Origin of the sequence: Oceanisphaera arctica (genome assembly GCF_002936955.1) — a bacterium.
In the GTDB taxonomy this organism is placed as follows: domain Bacteria; phylum Pseudomonadota; class Gammaproteobacteria; order Enterobacterales; family Aeromonadaceae; genus Oceanimonas; species Oceanimonas arctica.
The window spans coordinates 1-19,055 of sequence record NZ_MPZM01000048.1; the positions used below are offsets into that span (position 1 = coordinate 1).

Consider the following 19,055-nt stretch of genomic DNA (forward strand, 5'->3'; position numbering starts at 1 on the left):
GCTGACCTTGCTCCTGAAGCGGCTCATCGTGAACTCGGCGGCGCCGGGGTTATCGTTGTTCAAGGCCGCGAAAAATGCAGATGTCTGGTTTTGCCCGGTGATGACCGCGATAAGCCAGCGGGCAATGCTGGAAATAGAGCATCATCTGGAGTGGGCTTTCCAGTATCTACGACGAAACGCTCAACCATCGCAGCAAAGTAAATCCAATCAGGGTAAAGGGTTATATAACATTTACGAACATTTTAATGCTTAAGAACCTGGCTATGAGGCTCGATTATACTGCCGCCAGTTACTGATGTTGTGCTGTGTCGTGCCCATCATTCTGCTCCCGAATCCGTTCGTCAGGAGATCGGATCACGGGGAAGCAGGTAGTTCTCTGATTAAAGAAAAAACGCCTAAATAATCAGGGAAAATTAAAGCTTTTTTCGATACTGAGGGAAAAATAAATCATCATTCATAACATGAGAAGAAAGATCTCTATACTCCCTTTCATCTAAAATCAATTTAATAATTCTAAATTCTTCAGTATGCTTTGAAAAACCCAATTTAAAATTAAAAAGAGAGCCATTCCTACCACCTAATCCACCACCAAGACAAAAGTATTTACAGCCTAATTCTATCGCATCTTTCCTCACCTTATCAAACATCATTTTAGTGGGTGATAAATGATAAAACTCTGATCTAGTGCCCCCCAGATGATATTGAACCACATCTTCAAAAAAAACAAAAAAACCACTACATATCACTTCGCCATTATACAAACACGAATACAACCTTGTTTCAAAGTCAGTTGAATAAATAAGCTTCAAGTAGTAGTCTTTGGAAAAAAAATAGAAATCAGATGCATTAAGACTGTTCATTGTAGAGTCATAGTTATCTATAAACTCATCTAACTTTGACTCATCATTATCAAAACAGCAAACAACCCCCAACTTATTAAGCTTATTAATATCTCTTTTATGATTACTTCGATAGAAACGCAACTGCTCCTCTTCAGGGAAACAAAGATCTATAATAACAACCTCACCTGAAAAAACTGAATTATTTCTAACATAACTATTTAAGTACAATGGATGACATCTAGAAAACAAACTTACATAATCACCTTCAATTAAAAAACTCACGAAGCAGGACCAAACTTCATTAAAGCATTGCTCGTCCACATTACCATATAACAAAGGTCCAGGATACCCATAAACAGATGTTAAATCTTTCTTTGAGCTACCATCAATAACTCTTTCTAATAATGGAAATACCAACCCTCGGCCACCAATATCAACATCAAATAATATGGGGTCACCTTCGCCATTGCAATACGAAACTTGGTGATAGTCCCATGTATGGTAAAAATCATAATGGATACATTTAGATAACGCTTTATTCCAGCCAACTTTATCGAAAACTACGCTCACAGTAATTATATCAATAGACATTCAGCCACCTGATGTATAAGAAAACACAAGGGTAAAAGTTTAATCCCTCTCATCACCTTTAAAAGAATCTGCTGTAACATGCCCTTTAGCTGAAATTCCATCACGAACCAGTATTTTTTTTACAGTTAAAATTAATATCTTGATATCAAAAAAAAGAGACTGATTATCTACATACCAAACATCAAGCTTAAACTTATCATCCCAACTAATAGAGTTTCGACCATTTACTTGAGCCCAACCGGTAATTCCCGGTCGTATCTCATGTCGGCGAAACTGCTTAACGCTGTACAGTGGTAAATACTTCATCAGTAACGGCCTGGGACCGACCAGGCTCATGTCACCTTTTAATACATTCCACAATTCAGGCAACTCATCAAGGCTAGTAGCACGTAGTTTCCTACCAAAAGGAGTCATCCGTTCACTATCAGGTAACGGATTACCACCAGCATCTACGGCATTACTCATACTCCTAAACTTTACCATTTCAAATGGCTTACCATTTTTACCTGGACGGACCTGACGAAACAACACCGGAGAACCTAAATTTTCTTTTACTTTCCACGCCACAATTATAATTATAGGGCTAAGCATGACGAGCCCACACAATGAGGCAAAAATATCAAATAAACGTTTTAACATTACAGTCTCATCCCTTTAAGCATTTGTTTATTAACTTTATGAACATCATATTTTTCTTCAGCTATTTCGCGGGAACACAGGCCCATTTGATAAATCAGTTCAGGCTGTTCAATAAAATGCAACATCGCCTTTGCTAATGCATCAGCGTTTCTCACTGGAACTAAATATCCGTTACTACCTGCAACTATTGTTTCACGACACCCGGCTGTATCTGTAGTAATGATAGCCCTCCCAATAGACATAGCCTCTAATACGGCACGAGGAGTTCCCTCACGATAAGAAGGGAGTACAAATACAGAACAAGCGGCGACTCTAGGCTTTACATCTTTAAGTCGGCCAATATAATTCAGGCGTCCATCCTTAATCCAACCGTCTAATTCAGATTGATCAATGGCGGCTGGATTAATATCAATACTCCCAACCAAGTCAAACTCGACCTCAGGATACTTGCTTTTTACTAAAGCAGCTGCTGCCGCATACTCTCTAACACCTTTATCACCTAACAAGCGTCCAACAAAAAGAAATTTAGGATATTTATAACCAGGCGTTGGGGTATGTGGATATTCATTCAAGTTCACACCTGAACCATTGACTACTACTGTATTTTGCTTAGCAGAAACAATTGTTAATTCTTTGAATAATGCCTCGTCATCGGAATTCTGAAAAAATACTGTCTGGCAACGTCTTAAGGAAATACGATATAGGCTTTGAGCAATGACCCTAACGCGACTTCGTTTGGTGTCGTAGCTATTTTCTTGAAATGAGTATCCCAAACCAGTAATTAGCGCAAAGCGATGCTGAACTCTAGCTAACCAAGCCGCAAATGATCCATAGATAACAGGCTTTATCGTATACCCTAACATATGAGTCGGTTTCACTTTCCGCATCAGCTGCCATAAACTAAATAATGTTTTTATATCTGCGCCAGGGCTGACACCTGTACGAGCCATAGGTATATTATGGGTTATTACTCCCATAGCATTCAGCTCTATAGTGGTCACACTATCTGCCGTTAGCTCAGGGGCAGCCGCATGAACAGTTAAACCTTTGTCCAATAGCGCTTGAATTAAAGGTTTACGAAATCCTGTTAGAGAACGAGCTGCTCCTGCAATAATTAGCATCTTCATTCAACACTCACTTTTATATGATTAATTACGAATAACTCATGTGAAATTAATTACCTACCTCTTATAGCATTGAGACTCAAAGCTAGATTACGCATCCCCTTGCCCCATAAATACTCGCGATAGGTAGTCGTTATTCGACCTGCTCGTTTTTTCTTACGATTGATACCCACTTTAAAGATGATTTTTGCACTAAGCAGATTGAACGCAACATGGCGGAAGGCGGCGAAGCGAGTCTTGTCTAGCTCCGCCGAACTGATGCAGTAGCGGTACTCGAGCGACTGTTTTCCTGATTTTTTCAAGCAATAGCCGATTGCCACACCCAGTATTTTCAAGACACTCCTCTTCTGGAATTGGCTGGCCATGTCACCAGCAGGCAGCACATGGCATCAATGGATACCAGGCACCCCTTAATGTCGAACAAGTTGAGTCGCTCTGGGATAGACTTGATTTAATTAGACTTGGCATCGGTACGGGGTAAGTGAAATTATTGCTGCCGGTAAACGTCCAGATAGCGTTCTGCCATTTTATCCAACGTGAATTTTTCAGCCTGCTGTCTGGATGACTGAGCGAGACTGCTTGCACCCAGCGCGTGCAGTTCAGTAACAGCCTTACGGATACCTGAAACCCACTCATCGACTGACTCAGCCTGATTAATCAGCGTCACCGACGGACTCGACTCATCCAATACCTCGCGCAGGCCATCAACATTGGATGCCACCACAGGTAACCCGGTAGACATGCCCTCGACCGCCACCAAGCCAAACCCTTCCCAAAGCGATGGTATAAGCTGAATATCGACGGCATGCAGGTGTGCCTCTATTGCATCTGACCAGCCTGCCAGCTGCACCTTGTTCTCCAGTTTTTCGCTTTTGATGACCTGCTCAAGCCGACTACGCTCCGGGCCTTCACCGATGATGGTATAGCACTCTATTTCATCCCGTAACTGCGCAATGGCTCGAATAGCTGTGGCAAAGTTCTTTCTGGATGACAGAGATCCAACTGAAACAAACCGTGGCAAACGACCTTGTAGTGAAGGTCTTTCAGCCAGTCTATAGATACGGGAGCCGTTGGGTATGGTCACCAAACGCTGGGCGATCTTTGGTCCTATCCATTTAGCCAAAGAGTCATGAACCCCCTGACTGATGCAGATAATACGGGTGTAGCGCGCATAGATCAGGCGATCCAACAACCAGAGCAACGGAATCTTACGCTTTTTATTGGTTGTATTGTGTTCGGTATAGATAAGCTTGACATTAGATAAACCAATGCTTGCCAGGGTGACATATAAAAAAGGCCAGGTGAGGTGAACATGCACTGTTAATTCATTACAGGTACTGGTTAATAATTTCTTCAGCAACTTTCTGATGTAGAAGATGTTCATAGGGTTTCGGGGATTAAGACCTAAAACGGATTCGTTTTTCTCCAAGCCACCAGTGCTGCCATTGAGGTAGATAGTGTACGCATTCAGGTCACGGCTTGTGTATATTTTGTGGAGTTCACGGACGAGAAACTCGGCACCACCACCTTTAGGGTATGATATTATATTAATTAAATTTTTCAAATTAGCTCCTGATAATATCTATAAGTCCCTGTCTAAGATAATAGTATCAATAGCTGCACTCCAATTATATTTCTCGCTGAATTCAGAAGCCTCTTCATTCAATGCTTTTCTATCAAACTCAAAACCATTAATCGTGCGCGCCAGTGAAGATGGGCTTTGCTTATCGCATTCTTTAAGCAAAAAGTTAAAACCCTCATAAATATAAGACACAGATGTCCTTACACCTGATGATTTTGAGAACGCAATCACTGGCAGACCACAACAGGTTGCCTCTAAAAGAACCTGACCAAAGGACTCATACCTGGATGTCATCAAGTAAATATCTGAAGTTTTATAGTAAAGATCCACATCTTTAGTAAAAGGGCGAATTACCACTCGTTCACTAACCCCTTCAGAATCTAATAGACTTTTATAATACTCCAACTCTGGCCCAGAACCTACAATGAGAAGGTGATACTTTTCTTCCAAGCTCTTTAGAGACTTTATCGCAATATCGAACTGCTTAATTTCAGAAAGGCGGCCAACACAAAGAAGATATTTAACCGCCCCATCCAATTTCAGCCTATCCCTTAACAAGCGCTTATCTATTTCATCAACACAATGAAACCTATCACTTGAAACTCCTGGGTTTATAACGACTGGATTACACCCCCCTAAACATGAGGTTTGCACTTGTTTCTTCATATCTTGACTAAAAACAAAAACATCAGAAAACAAAAAAGCGAAGAATTGACCAATCGAATTAATCAGGTATCGAAGCATTTTAGATGACAACATGTAATCTTTATCAAGTTTTTCTTGTAGAAAATACACTGACGGCGCAAGATAATTTATTTTTTTAACACCACTCAACCTGACTGAAATAACACCCCAATGCGATCTGGAAAGGATGAAATCAGAATCCCCAACTCTTAACTCACTTATTTTTTTACAAACATTCCTTATGAAAACAAAAAAACCAAACGCATTATATGGATATTGACACCTAATTACTTTAACATCACCCAAACAATCTAAATCTGCCAGCACCTCATTGTTAACATTATTTCTGTTACTTGTTATAACTGTAACCTCATATCCCTTATCCTTTAGCACTAAAGAGAACTCCTTGATAGAGTTCTCCACCCCCCCAACATTTGGATAGTATAATGAACTTAATAAAAAAGCTCTCTTCTTCATTATTTACCTATGCTATAGGATATGGCTTTCTTTTCAGCCATACAAAATGAGATAAGCAAAGCGAAAAAATATGCACTAAAAAATGAAGGTATAAACATAAAACCAAAGATAGTGATAATTATCGGATAGCGGAAAACCTCTACCTTAAAAGCAGCCACATAAAAAACATAAAAAAACCATATAAAGAACAATGTAAAAAATAAAATACCCCCCTGGGACAGGATATAAACAAACAAATTATGTGGAATTGTACCGTAATTTTCTAAAAAATAATCCCTATTAAACATGACGCCTAAAAAAGGGCTATCTAAGAATGATTGAAAGCCAAGATAGTACCCATGAAACCTTCCAGACGAGTCAAAGCTTACAGTTCTATTTGAAAACTCGACATAGAAATAAACAACAACCAATGATGATAAAAACAATATTAGCAGCGTTCTTAAAGTCGACTTTTTAGCTTTTCCTTTTGCAAGATACTTTGTGATCTCCAATCCACCTACAAATAGAGTTGCAATAATTAACGCAGCAAGCCCTGTTCTCGCAGTTGTTACCACTGAACCTAATAGTAAAATAGAAGAAGCAATTATTTTCATGTAGTGGTTTTTATATATATTAAGAACTAATGGCAATGCAGACACCAAATAAAGTGATAGAAAACTATAATCCAGCCATAAAAAACCAAAGCCAACCCTACCACCACCATAAATATTTATCTTGCCAAACTCATAACCAATCCTTTCATATAAGAAACGCTGAACAATAACACCGAGCGCCATGAAAACCGCACCATAAAAATAAATAAAACAGGATTTATTTATAATAAACTTCAAACGTACTCGATCAAAAAAAACAAATGCCGATAAATATATGAAAAAAACAACTGCAGATATAAAGTCGCTAGAACCTGAAATTATCGACAACATCAGCACCAAAAAAAAAGGTGGCAAAAATAAAATTATATTATTGTTAATGCTGAGCAACTTCTTAAGTGAAATCAAAAGCAAAACAAAAAACAAAAAAACTGACAATGTGATTACCCTTATTCCAAATAGTTCGAGGTAAGAGAATGGAATTAGAGCAACAAGTAATAAAACTAAAACTCTTGATGGATTAAAGGTTAATCTATGCATAATAATTCCACTTGGGGGCTTAGAGAAACAACCCAACAAATAAGGTGAAAACACGTATTCCACGGTGAAAAGTCGTTGTTATTTTCAAAATAAAACCTCACTGGAAGTCTTGCTACATAAGGTTTTTCCATGAACTGGGGCTGAGAATCATGGGTAATCAGACAAAACAACTCAAGGGATTTTGGAGTGACTTCCACATAAATCATGCGTAGTTACTTACCTGCTCCCGGTCAAATTCTCTTGCTACAAAAAAAAATTTAATAGCCAGGTAAATGTAAATCAAAGAACTAACAACACTATAAACAGCTATAGAAACCAGTGCATCTGTGGAATATATAAATCCATAATAAATACTCACAACTCGCAAAAAACTACTAAAAACCTCATACGCTAAAAACCAGCGCTGCATTCTAAAAACCGGAATTGAAGAGATAACTGGACGACTAATTAAAAAAAAGAAAAGCCAGATAGACATCCATTGAGCATACTGACCTGCTTGCTGCCACTCTTGGCCAAAAACAAATTCAAACAGAAAGGGTCCAAACATAATAACTATTAAAAATGGCCATAGACCTATAGAAGCTAGAGCCACAGTGGATTTAATAAGTAAAGGTAAAGTTTTATTTTTTGCTAATACAGCCTCATTTAAATGTGGATAAAACACACTTTGTACTGAAGAACCTAGTAATGTAGCAGGCAGGCCTAATGCAGTTCGAGTTAGGGCATAATATCCAGCATGAGCAGGACCAAAAAAAGCGGCGAGCATTAATACAGGCAAGCTTTGGGATGCAGCGTTTAATACAACCTGCGGCGCACGATATAAAGGAAAATCACGATATTCGCAAGCTACTCTTTTTAATGATATATTATCTTGATCCTCCCCATTAGGTATGCTAGCTATTTTCTTTCCAATATACCCCGTGAATGCCATACGAATGCCAATAGCTAATGCATGAGCACCAATTAGTATGCCTGCTAACGGAGAAAACATCCCTACCAGTGCTTTCGAACCATTATTAATAAAAGAACAAGCAATAGAGATATTAGCAATATTTTTAAAATCTTTTTTACGAATCAACCATTGTTGAGCTACATCTTGACAAGCTGTTAGAAACATTACCAAGGGGATAAAAAACATAAATTCGATTAAATTGGACGCTCCCAGCTTGGGCATGAGCCACTCACCAGCCAACCACAATACACCTAGTACTGCCAAACTAATTGTCGCAGAAATCAGTAACGATAATTTAACTAATGCTGTTGCCGTTCTATCACTCTTAGGCAATACAATCGCTACTGGATAAGCTAAGGCAGCTAACGTAGTTAACACCCCTGTCAACGCAATAAAAGCGCCTAATATTCCATAAACTTCAGGACCATAGATGCGGGTAATAAAAGGAATAAACACCATACTAATAGCTTGGGCACCTGCGGTACCACTAATTACTACTAATACACTTTTAACCAGTCGATTCCTCCACATTCTTTTCAATTGTTTTTTAAACATATTTAATCACAGTTCGATGGAGTTGAAAAACGTATATACCAGGGCATTGTTTTTTCAATTCCCTCTTGAATCACAATACTTGGCTTATACCCCATCAGATCTTCAGCTTTAGTTATATTTGCCTGCGAATGGCGTACATCCCCGACTCTAAACTCTCGGTAGGTAGGTGATTTATTATAACTAATCTCATTTATTTGCAACGCTGACTGAATCGCCTCAAATAGCTTATTTAGAGTTGTACGCTCCCCCACTGCCACGTTATATACTTGGTTTTTGGCTTCTGAGTTTTGTGTGGTTGCGGCTAAAATATTGGCCTGCACAGCATTTTCTATAAAGCAAAAATCGCGACTGGTTTCACCATCACCATTAATAAACAGATCGTCCCCGCTGATCATGGCCGCAGTCCATTTTGGAATGACAGCAGCATAGGCACCGTTGGGATCTTGACGCTTACCAAATACGTTAAAATAACGCAGGCCAATAGTATTAAAGCCATAAGTTTTGGCAAATACATCGGCATAGAGCTCGTTTACGTATTTGGTAACCGCATAGGGTGAAAGCGGCTTACCGATGTTTTCTTCCACCTTTGGCAGCGCCGGATGGTCGCCATAGGTGGAGCTACTAGCGGCGTAAGTGAAGCTTTTTACTTCCGTATTTCTCGCTGTTACCAGCATGTTCAAAAAGCCGGTTACGTTGGCAGCATTGGTAGTGATGGGGTCGGCTATGCTGCGGGGGACTGAGCCTAGTGCGGCTTGGTGCAACACATAGTCTACGGCTTTGGGGGAATGAGGGGTGAGGGACGAGGGATTAACGATCCCATCCTCCATTCCTGCTTCCTCATTACCTGAATTCGAGGATGACGAAACCGGGAAAAACATTGCACGCTGGCAGTCTTCCAGATTACGGATGTCACCTTCTATAAAGTTGAAGCGGGTCCATTGCTCCACTGTGACTTGGCTTTTTACTTCGTCCAGGTTGTGTTGATGTCCGGTAGAAAAGTTGTCCAGGCCTACCACTTTCTGGTTGAGCTTCAGCAGGTGTTCAAGCAGGTTTGAACCTATAAAGCCGGCCACACCGGTGATGAGCCATACTTTTGGGTTGGCAGTCAGGTCTGATTTTATTGTTTCGTATTGGGTCATGGTCACTTAGCTACAAGCGCCGAGCGCCTGGCGCCCAGCTGTTTGGTGGAGATCTTAGCGCCTAGCGCCAAAGATATGGACTTTGCTGGGCGCTTCCTTTATGCGTTGATTTTTTTCATCAGGGCGTATGTCATTTTGGATAGTTGTTTGGTTTCTTCTACCCATACTTTGCCCTGCTCCCGGTTTATGTAGTTGATTTCTATGCCAATGTAGATCTGGGTTCGAAGTTCAGCACAGGATGCTTTGGCATAACTTATAAACCTTGCTCTGTCTTTATCCGAGTCTCGTTCGTAGCCTTCTGCAATATTGCTGGCTATGGACAGCGCCGAACGGGTGATTTGATCCTTAAAGCCATAGTCCTTGAGGGACGCCATGCCTTTGTAGATATCTGCACACAACCTTGCTGAACGTTTCCATACTTCCAGATCTTCAAAGTGCATTTTTCGATCCTTTATATGCAGCTTGGTGCTTGGCGCTTGGCGCTTGGCGCTTAAAGTCTGATATCAGCTTCTTCTGCGCTAAGTATGTATTTCAGATCGTAGAGTATGTGGCCTGATTTACCGTAGGCGCGAATGCCTGGGGCTCCGAGTATTTTGAGCTCATTGTGAGCGACGGCAAGGATGATGGCGTCGTAATCACCTTGAGCGGGTTCAGCTATTGGGTTAATTCCGTATTCGCATTGGGCTTCGTCGGCGTTTACCCAGGGGTCGTAAACATCAACCTGCACGCCGTAGTCTTGCAGCTCTTTGATTACATCCACGACCTTGGTATTACGAATATCCGGGCAGTTTTCTTTAAAGGTCAGTCCCAGGACCAGTACGCGGGCACCGTCTACATGTATCCGCTTTTTCAACATGGCTTTTACCAGTTGGCTGGCAACAAACGCGCCCATGCCGTCGTTGATGCGGCGGCCGGCGAGAATAACTTCCGGATTATAACCAACCGACTGGGCCTTGTAGGTCAGGTAGTAAGGATCTACGCCAATGCAGTGGCCACCAACCAAGCCGGGGCGGAATGGCAAGAAATTCCATTTGGTGCCTGCAGCCTTGAGTACGGCTTCGGTATCTATGCCCAGCTTGTCGAAGATCACCGCCAACTCGTTGATAAGCGCAATGTTCAGGTCGCGTTGAGTGTTTTCAATGACCTTGGCGGCTTCGGCTACCTTGATGGAGCTGGCTTTGTGGGTGCCGGCGATGATGATACTGGCGTACAGTGCGTCCACAAAATCGGCGATTTCCGCACTGGATCCTGAGGTTACCTTTATGATATCGGTCACCCTGTGCTCTTTATCGCCCGGATTGATGCGCTCGGGACTATAGCCGGCAAAGAAATCTTCGTTGAATTTGAGGCCAGATACTTCCTCCAGCACCGGAACACACTCTTCTTCGGTGGCCCCCGGATAAACGGTAGACTCGTAAATAACGATATCGCCCTTGCTCAGCACCTTGCCAATCGTTTCGCTGGCCCTGATTAATGGAGTAAGATCCGGCTGCTTCTGCTTGTTAATCGGGGTAGGTACCGTCACTATATAAACATTGGCTTCGCCCAGTTCTTCCAGTGATGTTGTGTATATTAATTTTTCGGCCTCGGCCAGCTCACCAGGACTTACTTCCAGCGTATAATCCTGCCCTGACTGCAACTCTTCCACCCGTTTCTGGCTAACATCAAAGCCTATTGTCGGATATTTCTTCCCGAATTCCACCGCCAGTGGTAGCCCTACGTAGCCCAAACCAACAATGGCAATTCGTGTGTATTGAGACAAGGTTTCCATACCTATTGTTACTCCATGTTTTTATTTTATGGAATAGAGGGTGGGGAGATTAAAACTTCATCCCAATATGTCTGGAATCTTATTGCCAGCCGATCAACCACCCAAAAAAAACAATTTTACATTATTCTGTTACTTCGGTGATAATTGATCTTCAAGCTAAGGATAAAGCTAAATAGTTTTACGGCAAAGAGATGTTCAAGCATTAAGACTTGCTACCGCCCGTGAAGTTATTTGGCGTTGCTTCCATTGCCATGCTGCTTGTTATCTTCCTTGATGTTTACTGTTTCATTGTAGTCGAATCAATTCGACCTTGCGCAAGGTAGCTTGGGATTATTTTTATATCTGTGCTATTTTCTCTGCAAACTAAAGCTGTGGCTGTATGCCGGCACTGGGAGTCTAAGATGTTCCGGCTCGTTTATCGGCCATTTAATTAGACCCTGTGAGTGGTTAATTCCGCGCTATGGTGCTACCAACAGATCACAGAGGATACCGGGGGTCAGTGCACATTTAGATTGCGCAGATAACATACCGCGATCTGATATTAAAATGAGGAAATAACCAAGGTGTATCAGGTCATTATGAATAACGTTATAAACAAAGCCGTTGCTCAGGGCCTGTATGAATTTTTCATCCCGTTCGCCTGGCATAACTTGGTAGCGCAAGCGCCATCTGGCGGCTTTGTTGCGCTATGGGCTCGGCTAAGTGCTAATGCCGGCCTGGATTGGCGATTGCGTTATTGGTGACCTGCTGCATAACTTCAGGCCAACATGGACTTCGGCGCTCATGGCGATGTCTATGGGGACTTGGTCCTCCATGTTTTATACCTTGGCTTCGACGTTGCTGTAGCCGTAGTCGTCATAGTAACCACCGTAGCTATAGCCATATTTGGCGGCTTTTTTCACGTCCAGCTGGTTGAGCACCACACCCTTGACCGGCGCGCCCAGCTGCAGCAGCTTGCCCACCCCGGCCTGTACATGGGGAATGGACGTCGATTCGCTCTTCACCACATAAATAACGGCGTTGGCGTGCCGGGCCAGCATCAGGGCGTCACTTACCGCCTGGGTGGGCGCCGTATCTATGATAATGCGGTCATACTGCTCGCTCAGTTGCGCCAGCACCTGGCCAAAGCGCTCGGAAGACAACAGCTCCAGCGGGTTGGACGGCACCATGCCGGCGGGCAACACCGAGATGCCATCCACCTGTTTAACGCATTCGTCCAGCCGGGCGGTGCCGGCAATCAGGTCGGCCAGCCCCGGCGTGCCGGCCGCAAACTCGTATTGTCTGGCAATGGTCGGCCGGCGCATGTCGGCGTCTATCAGCAGGGTGTTTTCCATTTGCCCCAGGGCCTGGGCCAGGTTGCTGGACACACACGTCTTGCCTTCGCCGGGCACCGACGAGGTCACCACCATGACCTTGTAGGGATGCGCCATGCCCGACAGCACCAGTCCGGTGCGAATGGTGCGCACCGACTCGGCGAAGGCCTTGTCTTTGTCCTGGCTAAACAGCCTCGCCACCTTGGGGTGCTTGCCTTTCAGCAGAGGAAGAATACCCAGCACCGGCAGGTTGAGCTTGTTTTCTATCGCTTCGGTGCCCTTGAATGTGTTGTTGAGCATGTCCAGCAGCAGGGCCAGGCCCACGCCCAGTACCAACGCCAGCAGGATGGCCAGCGCCACAATCAGGCTCTTTTGAGGTTTGATCGGGATATCGGGCATCACGGCGCGGTCGACGACCCGGGCGTTGACGGTTTCCAGATCCTGAGTGGCGGTGGTTTCTTTCAGCCGGGTCATGAAGGTGTCGTACAGGGAACGATTGGTTTCCACCTCGCGCTGCAGCTCTCGCAGCCGGAATTCGTTGCGGCTGATGTTCTGGATCTGCTCCTTGTTTTGCTCAAACGAGCTCTTCAGGCCCTGCTCGTTGGCGACCGCCAGCCGATAGTTGTTTTCTATAGAGCCTACCACCTGGGCCACCTGGGCCTTGAGGCTTTCTCGCGCCGAGTTCAAATCACTCTGGGCCGCCACCATGGCCGGGTGCCTGGTGCCATAACGCCGGCTCAGCTCCTGCACCCGGGCGCTGGCGGTGGCTTCCGCCGCCTTGAACTGGGCCACCACCGGGTCGGAAATGACCGCCGGCACGCTGGCCAGGCGACGATAGTTGGAGCTGGCAATGGCCGAGACCTGGCGGTACATGCTTTCGGCCGCGTTGCGTTCGCGACGGGCATCGGTCAGCCGCTCGCCGGTGCTGCTCAGCTCGTTGGCACTGACGGTGGTAATGCCCTGGAGATCCACCAGATTCTCTTGCTCCAGAAAGGCCTGCAAGCGACGCTCGGAGTCACCCAGGCTGTCTTTCAGCCCCACCAGGCGATCGTTCATCCAGCTGGTGGCGGTCTGGGTCATTTCCAGCTTGGCTTCGAGCTGACTTTCAATATAACCGTCGGCCAGGGCATTGGCGGCCAGAGTAGCGGTGGCTCTGTCGGCCATGTCCACACTCACACTCACCAGCTGAGTCTTGTCTTGAGGGTCAACGCTGATACGCTCACGGAAGCCACGCACCACACCATCGAAGATGTCGGCGTCGGTCGGCGCTTCGGCTGCCACATCGTCCGGCGTGATGGGCAGCAAGCCCTTGATAACCCCGCGCCAATCCACCAGGGGTGCCGGTTGCTGACGCGGATCGAATTCCGGATGGGTGTCCAGGCTCAGCTGGCGCACGACCCGCTCGGCCAGGGCCCGGGACTTGAGCAGCTCGAACTGGGTCTGCAGGTATTCGCTACCGGCGCCGTCAATGCCGTATACCTGCTCGATAGAGACCACGTTGGCGGCCTTGTTTTCTATCTGCAGGGTAGCGCTGGCCTTGTAGATGGGGGTGATGTTAAACACCACCAGCACGCTGAGCATGGCCACCACCAGGGTCAGGGAGATGATGCTCCATTTACGGCGGTAGATGCTCAGCCACAGCTGACGCAGATCAATTTCGTCGTCTGCATGGTCGTCGTGTTGGTTAAAGCCGGGGAATTTGCTGGTATCCATCAGAAGAAACTCTGCTCAATAGTAATGATGTCGCCTGGCATCACCCGGCTGTCCAGGGTGATCTTTTTCGAGCGGCGATTGGGGTCTTGATCTTGAATAATGTAAAAGGCGCTGCGCGAGGCCCGCTCGCTAAAGCCACCGGCCAGGGCCACCGCCTTGCGCAGTGTCATGCCCGGCTGAAACGGAAAGCCACCGGGGCTGCGCACTTCGCCATTCACATAAAATTCCCGGTATTCGAGAATGCTGACCGACACCTTGGGATCCATCAGGTAGTCGCCACGCAGGCCGCGAACAATCAGGTATTCCACCTCTTTGGCGGTTTTGCCCTTGGCCTGAACCGAGCCCAGAAAGGGGTAAGAGAAGGTGCCGGCATCGTTAAGCTGAATCTGCTCAAAGCTCAGGTCCTGCTCACCAAATACGCTGATGCGAATTTTATCGCCCGAGCCAAGGGTATAGCGAGAGTCACCGCTCTGGGCCTGAGCTGTTCCGGCGGTCAGCAGCCAGCTCAGCAAAATAAAAATTGTGGTTATCACCTTCATATATCGTTCCCCATTAATCTCACCCCTTATTTTCGTTAATTAAAATAACGGTCATATGCGTAACAGAACAGAGCCCGTGAACTCTGTATATTTCGGATGAGACTATTAATTGCGAGACTATTAATTACAGGAAAAACCTTTCACTACAGCAGGCATCCGCCCCGATTTTTTATGATATTTACAGCAACCAGGAAAACATTTTTTAAGTATGATATTTCTATATAAAGTCATCGCAGTTTAACCTGCACTAAAGGTTGTTTAACCTGCGCTAAAGGTTATTATTAACCTTCCAACCCGCTTGGAAAGCCATTCTCCGCCCCCTCCATCACTCCAACTTCACGTTTAACTTAAATCCTTACCCCCAATGATAGATTGCTTAACAAAAAACGGGTAGCTACAACCCTGATCAATATTTAATTATTTTTTTTGGACAGTAACGGTAAAACGGTTTAACTTCATATCAAGGATATTCAGGAGATTTATCCATGCGTAAAATGTTAACTATTTTATCGATAGCTACTACTTTGACTTTGGCCTCCGGCACTACCTTTGCTGACCAGGCCACGCTGGATGCGCTGCAAGAAGCCGGTATTGAATTAAGCCCCGAGCTGGTCACCAAGGTAATGACGGCCGAGGGTGAAGATGCCATTGCCGCCGCCGTGGCCAGTGTGGTGTCTTCCATTGCCGCCGCCATGCCAACAGATCAGGCCGCTGCTGCTGTACAGTCCGCTGTGGCCGCCGTGGTCGCCAGTAACCCGGCCGCCGCTGTGAGCATTACCGCCGCCGCCGCCGCCGCCACCAAAGTCGCTAGCCAACCGGTCCTGGCCGCCGCCGTGGCCCTGGGAGCCACTCAGTCAGCTCCCCAATTGTCTCGGGCAATTGCAAATGCAGCCAAAAAAGCAGCCCCCGAAGCTGCGGCGTTTATCGATATCGCTGTCTCGAATGCTGTTATTTCGGCTAAGCTTTCCAAAAACAAACCCGGCCAGCCCTCAATCAACGTTATAGTGAATTCTCCTAATGATGGGAAAAATATTGTAATAAACCCACCTAGTAAAGACGACAATCTCGCCAGCCCCAACTGATTGGGGACCAATGAAGCTAATTTTAGCAAAGTGTAGTGATTCCATGATTCCGACGTCCGTGATTCCGACGGTGCCCTGCCTGTAACGCCTACCCGCCTGCTGCTTTGCGTCACACAAGTGAACCCCTAATGGATCCGAGAGCACATTTTCGTAAGGTCGAATTTATTCGACCAAAACGGGATTGGCAGGTTTTCTGCAGGCTCGGCTTTAGCCGGACGATGACGCCATATTGCCCCGCTAAAGCGGAGGCCTACAAGATTCCCCTTAACCCCTCTCCTCACATCTGCGTCACTATGTCTTCGGCAAATTCGGAGCAGCTGCGCAGGGTGGCGCCGGTCATTTGCCGCTCAAAGTCGTAGGTGACCGTCTTGTTGGCGATTGCCCCTTCCATGCCTTTGACGATTAAGTCTGCCGCTTCGGTCCAGCCCAGGTGGCGGAGCATCATCTCTGCAGAGAGGATAAGCGACCCCGGGTTGACCTTGTCTTGCCCCGCGTACTTGGGCGCCGTGCCGTGGGTGGCCTCGAACAAAGCCACGCCGTCGCCTATGTTGGCGCCGGGGGCGATGCCGATGCCGCCTACCTGAGCCGCCAGGGCATCCGAGATGTAGTCGCCGTTCAGGTTCATACAGGCAATCACATCGTATTCGGCCGGGCGCAGCAGTATTTGCTGCAGGAAGGCGTCGGCAATCACGTCCTTGACGATAATCTCCTTGCCGGTATTAGGGTTTCTGAATGAACACCAGGGGCCGCCGTCGATGAGCTTGGCACCGAATTCTTCCCGCGCCAGCTCATAGCCCCAGTCTTTGAAGGCGCCTTCGGTGAACTTCATGATGTTGCCCTTGTGTACCAGGGTCAGTGAATCCCGGTCGTTATCGACCGCATACTGCAGGGCGGCGCGCACCAGTCGTTGGGTACCCTGGCGAGAGGTGGGCTTGATGCCGATGCCGCAGTCTTCGGGAAAGCGGATTTTCTGCACGCCCATGTCGTTACGCAAGAAGTCGATCACCTTCTGTGCCTCGGGGCTGCCAGCCTGCCATTCGATACCGGCATAGATGTCTTCGCTGTTCTCGCGGAAGATCACCATGTCGGTCAGTTCCGGCTGTTTCACCGGGCTGGGGGTGCCCTGGTAATAACGTACCGGGCGCAGGCACACATACAGGTCCAGCTGCTGGCGCAGGGCCACGTTGAGCGAACGAATACCACCGCCGACAGGCGTGGTGAGCGGGCCCTTGATGGCCACATGATAATCGCGGATAAGTTCGAGGGTTTCTTCCGGCAGCCAGGTGTTTTCGCCGTAAACATGTGTCGATTTTTCGCCGGTGTAAATTTCCATCCAGCTGATCTGGCGCTGCCCCTGATAAGCCTTGGCCACGGCGGCATCCACCACCAGCTTCATCGCCGGGGTGACATCCACCCCGATGCCGTCGCCTTCTATAAAGGGAATAATGGGGTGATTCGGCACCTTCAGCTTGCCATCTGCGTCCAGGGTGATCTTTTGCCCTTCTGCCGGTATCGTTACCTTTGAAGTCATCGCCTTCTCCTGCTTGTTGTTTAAATATCTGAACAGAGCGTCATCCTGACGCTTTTTTTCCAGCTTCCGGCTTGCCACTTCAAGCTTTCTTTCAGCGGTCATCTGACATTAGGCTAGAGCCGGAGAGTTTGCTATTCTGAAGTTCCTGTTTATCAAGACTTTTCGCCATGAAAGCCAGAAAGCCACGGCCTGCTCCCAGAGCCAGGCCCAAGCCGGCCAGAGCAAAAACCAAACCTGCGCCCGTCGGGCCGACCACCACGCTGCTGTTCAACAAACCCTATATGGTGCTGTGCCAGTTTACCGACGGTGATGGCCGCCAGACCCTGGCCGATTTTGTGAAGGTACCCGGCGTCTATGCCGCCGGCCGGCTGGACAGGGACAGCGAAGGTTTGCTGCTGTTGACCAACGACGGGGCCCTCAATGCCCGCCTGACCCAGCCCGGGCGCAAGACCGCCAAAACCTATTGGGTGCAGGTGGAAGGCGCGCCCACCGAGGCGGATTTGGAAGCGTTGCGCCGGGGAGTGACGCTGAAGGATGGCCCCACCCTGCCCGCTCGGGTACGGCTGATGGACGCCCCGGATGTCTGGCCGCGCACGCCGCCCATTCGCGAGCGCCAGAATATTCCTGCCAGCTGGCTGGAAATCAAAATCATCGAGGGCCGCAACCGTCAGGTTCGGCGCATGACCGCCCATATCGGCTTCCCTACCCTGCGGCTAATCCGCTATGCCATCGGTGACTGGACCCTGGATAATCTGCCCTCAGGTCAATGGAGAAAAATATGAGCCACCATCCCTTCGCGGTTACCCTGGCGGTGATCGTCCGTGCCGGAGATCGATTTTTAATGGTGGAGGAATGGCAGCAGGGCCGGGTGATGTTCAATCAGCCCGCCGGCCATCTGGAACCGGGCGAAACCCTGCTAAACGGTGCCCGCCGCGAATTGCTGGAAGAAACCGGCCTGACCCTGCCGCTGGAGCAGGCGGTGGCCATTTATCAATTTGAGGCGCCGGACAACGGCACTCATTTTGTGCGTTTTACCTTCTGTACCGAAGTGCCCGAGCCGCTGGCGACCCATCCGCAAGACCCGGACGGCGACATCATTCGCTGCCACTGGCTGACCCTGCCCGAGATTGAAGCCCTGGGCGATCAGCTGCGCAGCCCGCTGATTATGGCATCGTTCCGGGATTACCTGGCCGGGCAGCGTTTTCCTGTCAGTGCGTTAAAGCAACAAAGCTAGAAGCGGGAAGCGGGAAGCGGGAAGCGGGAAGCGGGAAGCGGGAAGCGGGTAGTATCCTGCAGAAACCCCTCCCCAGCCCTCCCCTTGCCTTGCACCCCGCTGTTATTCTGCCAAATTCGAGGTTAAGGGGAGGGAGCTGTTTGCCCCTCCCCCTTGG

Annotated in this window: 15 protein-coding genes and 3 pseudogenes; 4 read left to right on the forward strand and 14 right to left on the reverse strand. The window is 47.1% G+C overall.

Annotation, left to right across the window (positions count from 1 at the left end; genetic code table 11):
- Positions 1–253: pseudogene (locus tag UN63_RS17115) on the forward strand (IS4 family transposase); the annotation flags it as partial.
- 160 nt (positions 254–413) lie between these two features.
- Here UN63_RS17115 and UN63_RS14615 read toward each other — a convergent pair.
- The 13 genes and pseudogenes from UN63_RS14615 to UN63_RS14675 all read right to left on the reverse strand — a co-directional run bounded on the left by UN63_RS14615 (position 414) and on the right by UN63_RS14675 (position 15,051).
- Positions 414–1,433, reverse strand: a complete 1,020-nt coding sequence (locus UN63_RS14615; protein ID WP_104487899.1) for a GNAT family N-acetyltransferase — start codon at positions 1,431–1,433, stop codon at positions 414–416.
- Between the two features lie 39 nt (positions 1,434–1,472).
- Positions 1,473–2,072 carry a sugar transferase gene (locus UN63_RS14620; protein WP_104487902.1) on the reverse strand — a complete coding sequence of 200 codons (600 nt, stop codon included), beginning with the start codon at positions 2,070–2,072 and terminating at the stop codon, positions 1,473–1,475.
- The gene (locus UN63_RS14625; protein ID WP_104487904.1) at positions 2,072–3,199 is read right to left on the reverse strand and encodes a glycosyltransferase family 4 protein; all 1,128 of its coding nucleotides are present in this window, start codon (positions 3,197–3,199) and stop codon (positions 2,072–2,074) included. Before UN63_RS14625 ends, UN63_RS14620 begins: the two co-directional genes overlap by 1 nt.
- 87 nt (positions 3,200–3,286) lie before the next feature.
- Positions 3,287–3,429: pseudogene (locus tag UN63_RS17335) on the reverse strand (ISAs1 family transposase); the annotation flags it as partial.
- Between the two features lie 254 nt (positions 3,430–3,683).
- The gene (locus UN63_RS14635) at positions 3,684–4,760 is read right to left on the reverse strand and encodes a glycosyltransferase (RefSeq protein ID WP_104487909.1); all 1,077 of its coding nucleotides are present in this window, start codon (positions 4,758–4,760) and stop codon (positions 3,684–3,686) included.
- Positions 4,761–4,778: 18 nt separating this feature from the next.
- Complete coding sequence (locus tag UN63_RS14640) at positions 4,779–5,939, reverse strand: glycosyltransferase (protein ID WP_104487912.1); 1,161 nt, start codon at positions 5,937–5,939, stop codon at positions 4,779–4,781.
- Positions 5,939–7,069 carry a hypothetical protein gene (locus UN63_RS14645; protein WP_146084757.1) on the reverse strand — a complete coding sequence of 377 codons (1,131 nt, stop codon included), beginning with the start codon at positions 7,067–7,069 and terminating at the stop codon, positions 5,939–5,941. Before UN63_RS14645 ends, UN63_RS14640 begins: the two co-directional genes overlap by 1 nt.
- Positions 7,070–7,271: 202 nt before the next feature.
- Positions 7,272–8,576, reverse strand: coding sequence for a lipopolysaccharide biosynthesis protein (locus UN63_RS14650; protein ID WP_104487917.1), 1,305 nt, complete (start codon positions 8,574–8,576; stop codon positions 7,272–7,274).
- Between the two features lie 2 nt (positions 8,577–8,578).
- Positions 8,579–9,715 carry an NAD-dependent epimerase/dehydratase family protein gene (locus UN63_RS14655; protein ID WP_104487919.1) on the reverse strand — a complete coding sequence of 379 codons (1,137 nt, stop codon included), beginning with the start codon at positions 9,713–9,715 and terminating at the stop codon, positions 8,579–8,581.
- A gap of 98 nt (positions 9,716–9,813) precedes the next feature.
- Positions 9,814–10,155, reverse strand: coding sequence for a four helix bundle protein (locus tag UN63_RS14660; RefSeq protein WP_104487922.1), 342 nt, complete (start codon positions 10,153–10,155; stop codon positions 9,814–9,816).
- Between the two features lie 50 nt (positions 10,156–10,205).
- Positions 10,206–11,486, reverse strand: a complete 1,281-nt coding sequence (gene tviB / locus UN63_RS14665; protein ID WP_104487925.1) for a Vi polysaccharide biosynthesis UDP-N-acetylglucosamine C-6 dehydrogenase TviB — start codon at positions 11,484–11,486, stop codon at positions 10,206–10,208.
- A gap of 818 nt (positions 11,487–12,304) precedes the next feature.
- Positions 12,305–14,512: a GumC family protein gene (locus UN63_RS14670; protein WP_104487928.1), complete on the reverse strand. Its 2,208-nt coding sequence runs from the start codon at positions 14,510–14,512 to the stop codon at positions 12,305–12,307.
- Positions 14,512–15,051 carry a polysaccharide biosynthesis/export family protein gene (locus UN63_RS14675; protein ID WP_104487930.1) on the reverse strand — a complete coding sequence of 180 codons (540 nt, stop codon included), beginning with the start codon at positions 15,049–15,051 and terminating at the stop codon, positions 14,512–14,514. Before UN63_RS14675 ends, UN63_RS14670 begins: the two co-directional genes overlap by 1 nt.
- Before the next feature lie 485 nt (positions 15,052–15,536).
- On the opposite strand from UN63_RS14675, the gene UN63_RS14680 reads away from it, so the two are divergent.
- Positions 15,537–16,133 carry a hypothetical protein gene (locus UN63_RS14680; protein ID WP_104487933.1) on the forward strand — a complete coding sequence of 199 codons (597 nt, stop codon included), beginning with the start codon at positions 15,537–15,539 and terminating at the stop codon, positions 16,131–16,133.
- A 277-nt stretch (positions 16,134–16,410) separates the two neighbouring features.
- Here the strand turns inward: UN63_RS14680 and icd are convergent, their stop codons facing one another.
- Positions 16,411–17,664 (reverse strand): NADP-dependent isocitrate dehydrogenase, encoded by a 1,254-nt coding sequence (gene icd, locus UN63_RS14685; protein ID WP_104487939.1) that lies wholly within the window; start codon positions 17,662–17,664, stop codon positions 16,411–16,413.
- A gap of 167 nt (positions 17,665–17,831) precedes the next feature.
- Between icd and rluE the strand changes: the two are divergent.
- Together rluE and UN63_RS14695 are read left to right on the forward strand one after the other, a co-directional pair.
- Positions 17,832–18,443: pseudogene (gene rluE, locus UN63_RS14690) on the forward strand (23S rRNA pseudouridine(2457) synthase RluE); the annotation flags it as partial.
- Positions 18,443–18,898 (forward strand): NUDIX hydrolase, encoded by a 456-nt coding sequence (locus UN63_RS14695; protein WP_104487937.1) that lies wholly within the window; start codon positions 18,443–18,445, stop codon positions 18,896–18,898. The pseudogene rluE and the gene UN63_RS14695, both read left to right, overlap by 1 nt.
- Positions 18,899–19,055 lie beyond the last annotated feature (157 nt).

What these genes read in the sequence shown, in the direction of transcription:
- UN63_RS14670 (WP_104487928.1), bottom strand. Translation starts at nt 14,512, where the DNA reads ATGGATACCAGCAAATTCCCCGGCTTTAACCAACACGACGACCATGCA.
- UN63_RS14650 (WP_104487917.1), bottom strand. Translation starts at nt 8,576, where the DNA reads ATGTTTAAAAAACAATTGAAAAGAATGTGGAGGAATCGACTGGTTAAA.
- UN63_RS14675 (WP_104487930.1), bottom strand. Translation starts at nt 15,051, where the DNA reads ATGAAGGTGATAACCACAATTTTTATTTTGCTGAGCTGGCTGCTGACC.
- icd (WP_104487939.1), bottom strand. Translation starts at nt 17,664, where the DNA reads ATGACTTCAAAGGTAACGATACCGGCAGAAGGGCAAAAGATCACCCTG.
- UN63_RS14695 (WP_104487937.1), top strand. Translation starts at nt 18,443, where the DNA reads ATGAGCCACCATCCCTTCGCGGTTACCCTGGCGGTGATCGTCCGTGCC.
- UN63_RS14655 (WP_104487919.1), bottom strand. Translation starts at nt 9,715, where the DNA reads ATGACCCAATACGAAACAATAAAATCAGACCTGACTGCCAACCCAAAA.
- UN63_RS14660 (WP_104487922.1), bottom strand. Translation starts at nt 10,155, where the DNA reads ATGCACTTTGAAGATCTGGAAGTATGGAAACGTTCAGCAAGGTTGTGT.
- UN63_RS14625 (WP_104487904.1), bottom strand. Translation starts at nt 3,199, where the DNA reads ATGAAGATGCTAATTATTGCAGGAGCAGCTCGTTCTCTAACAGGATTT.
- UN63_RS14615 (WP_104487899.1), bottom strand. Translation starts at nt 1,433, where the DNA reads ATGTCTATTGATATAATTACTGTGAGCGTAGTTTTCGATAAAGTTGGC.
- UN63_RS14680 (WP_104487933.1), top strand. Translation starts at nt 15,537, where the DNA reads ATGCGTAAAATGTTAACTATTTTATCGATAGCTACTACTTTGACTTTG.
- UN63_RS14645 (WP_146084757.1), bottom strand. Translation starts at nt 7,069, where the DNA reads ATGCATAGATTAACCTTTAATCCATCAAGAGTTTTAGTTTTATTACTT.
- UN63_RS14620 (WP_104487902.1), bottom strand. Translation starts at nt 2,072, where the DNA reads ATGTTAAAACGTTTATTTGATATTTTTGCCTCATTGTGTGGGCTCGTC.
- UN63_RS14640 (WP_104487912.1), bottom strand. Translation starts at nt 5,939, where the DNA reads ATGAAGAAGAGAGCTTTTTTATTAAGTTCATTATACTATCCAAATGTT.
- tviB (WP_104487925.1), bottom strand. Translation starts at nt 11,486, where the DNA reads ATGGAAACCTTGTCTCAATACACACGAATTGCCATTGTTGGTTTGGGC.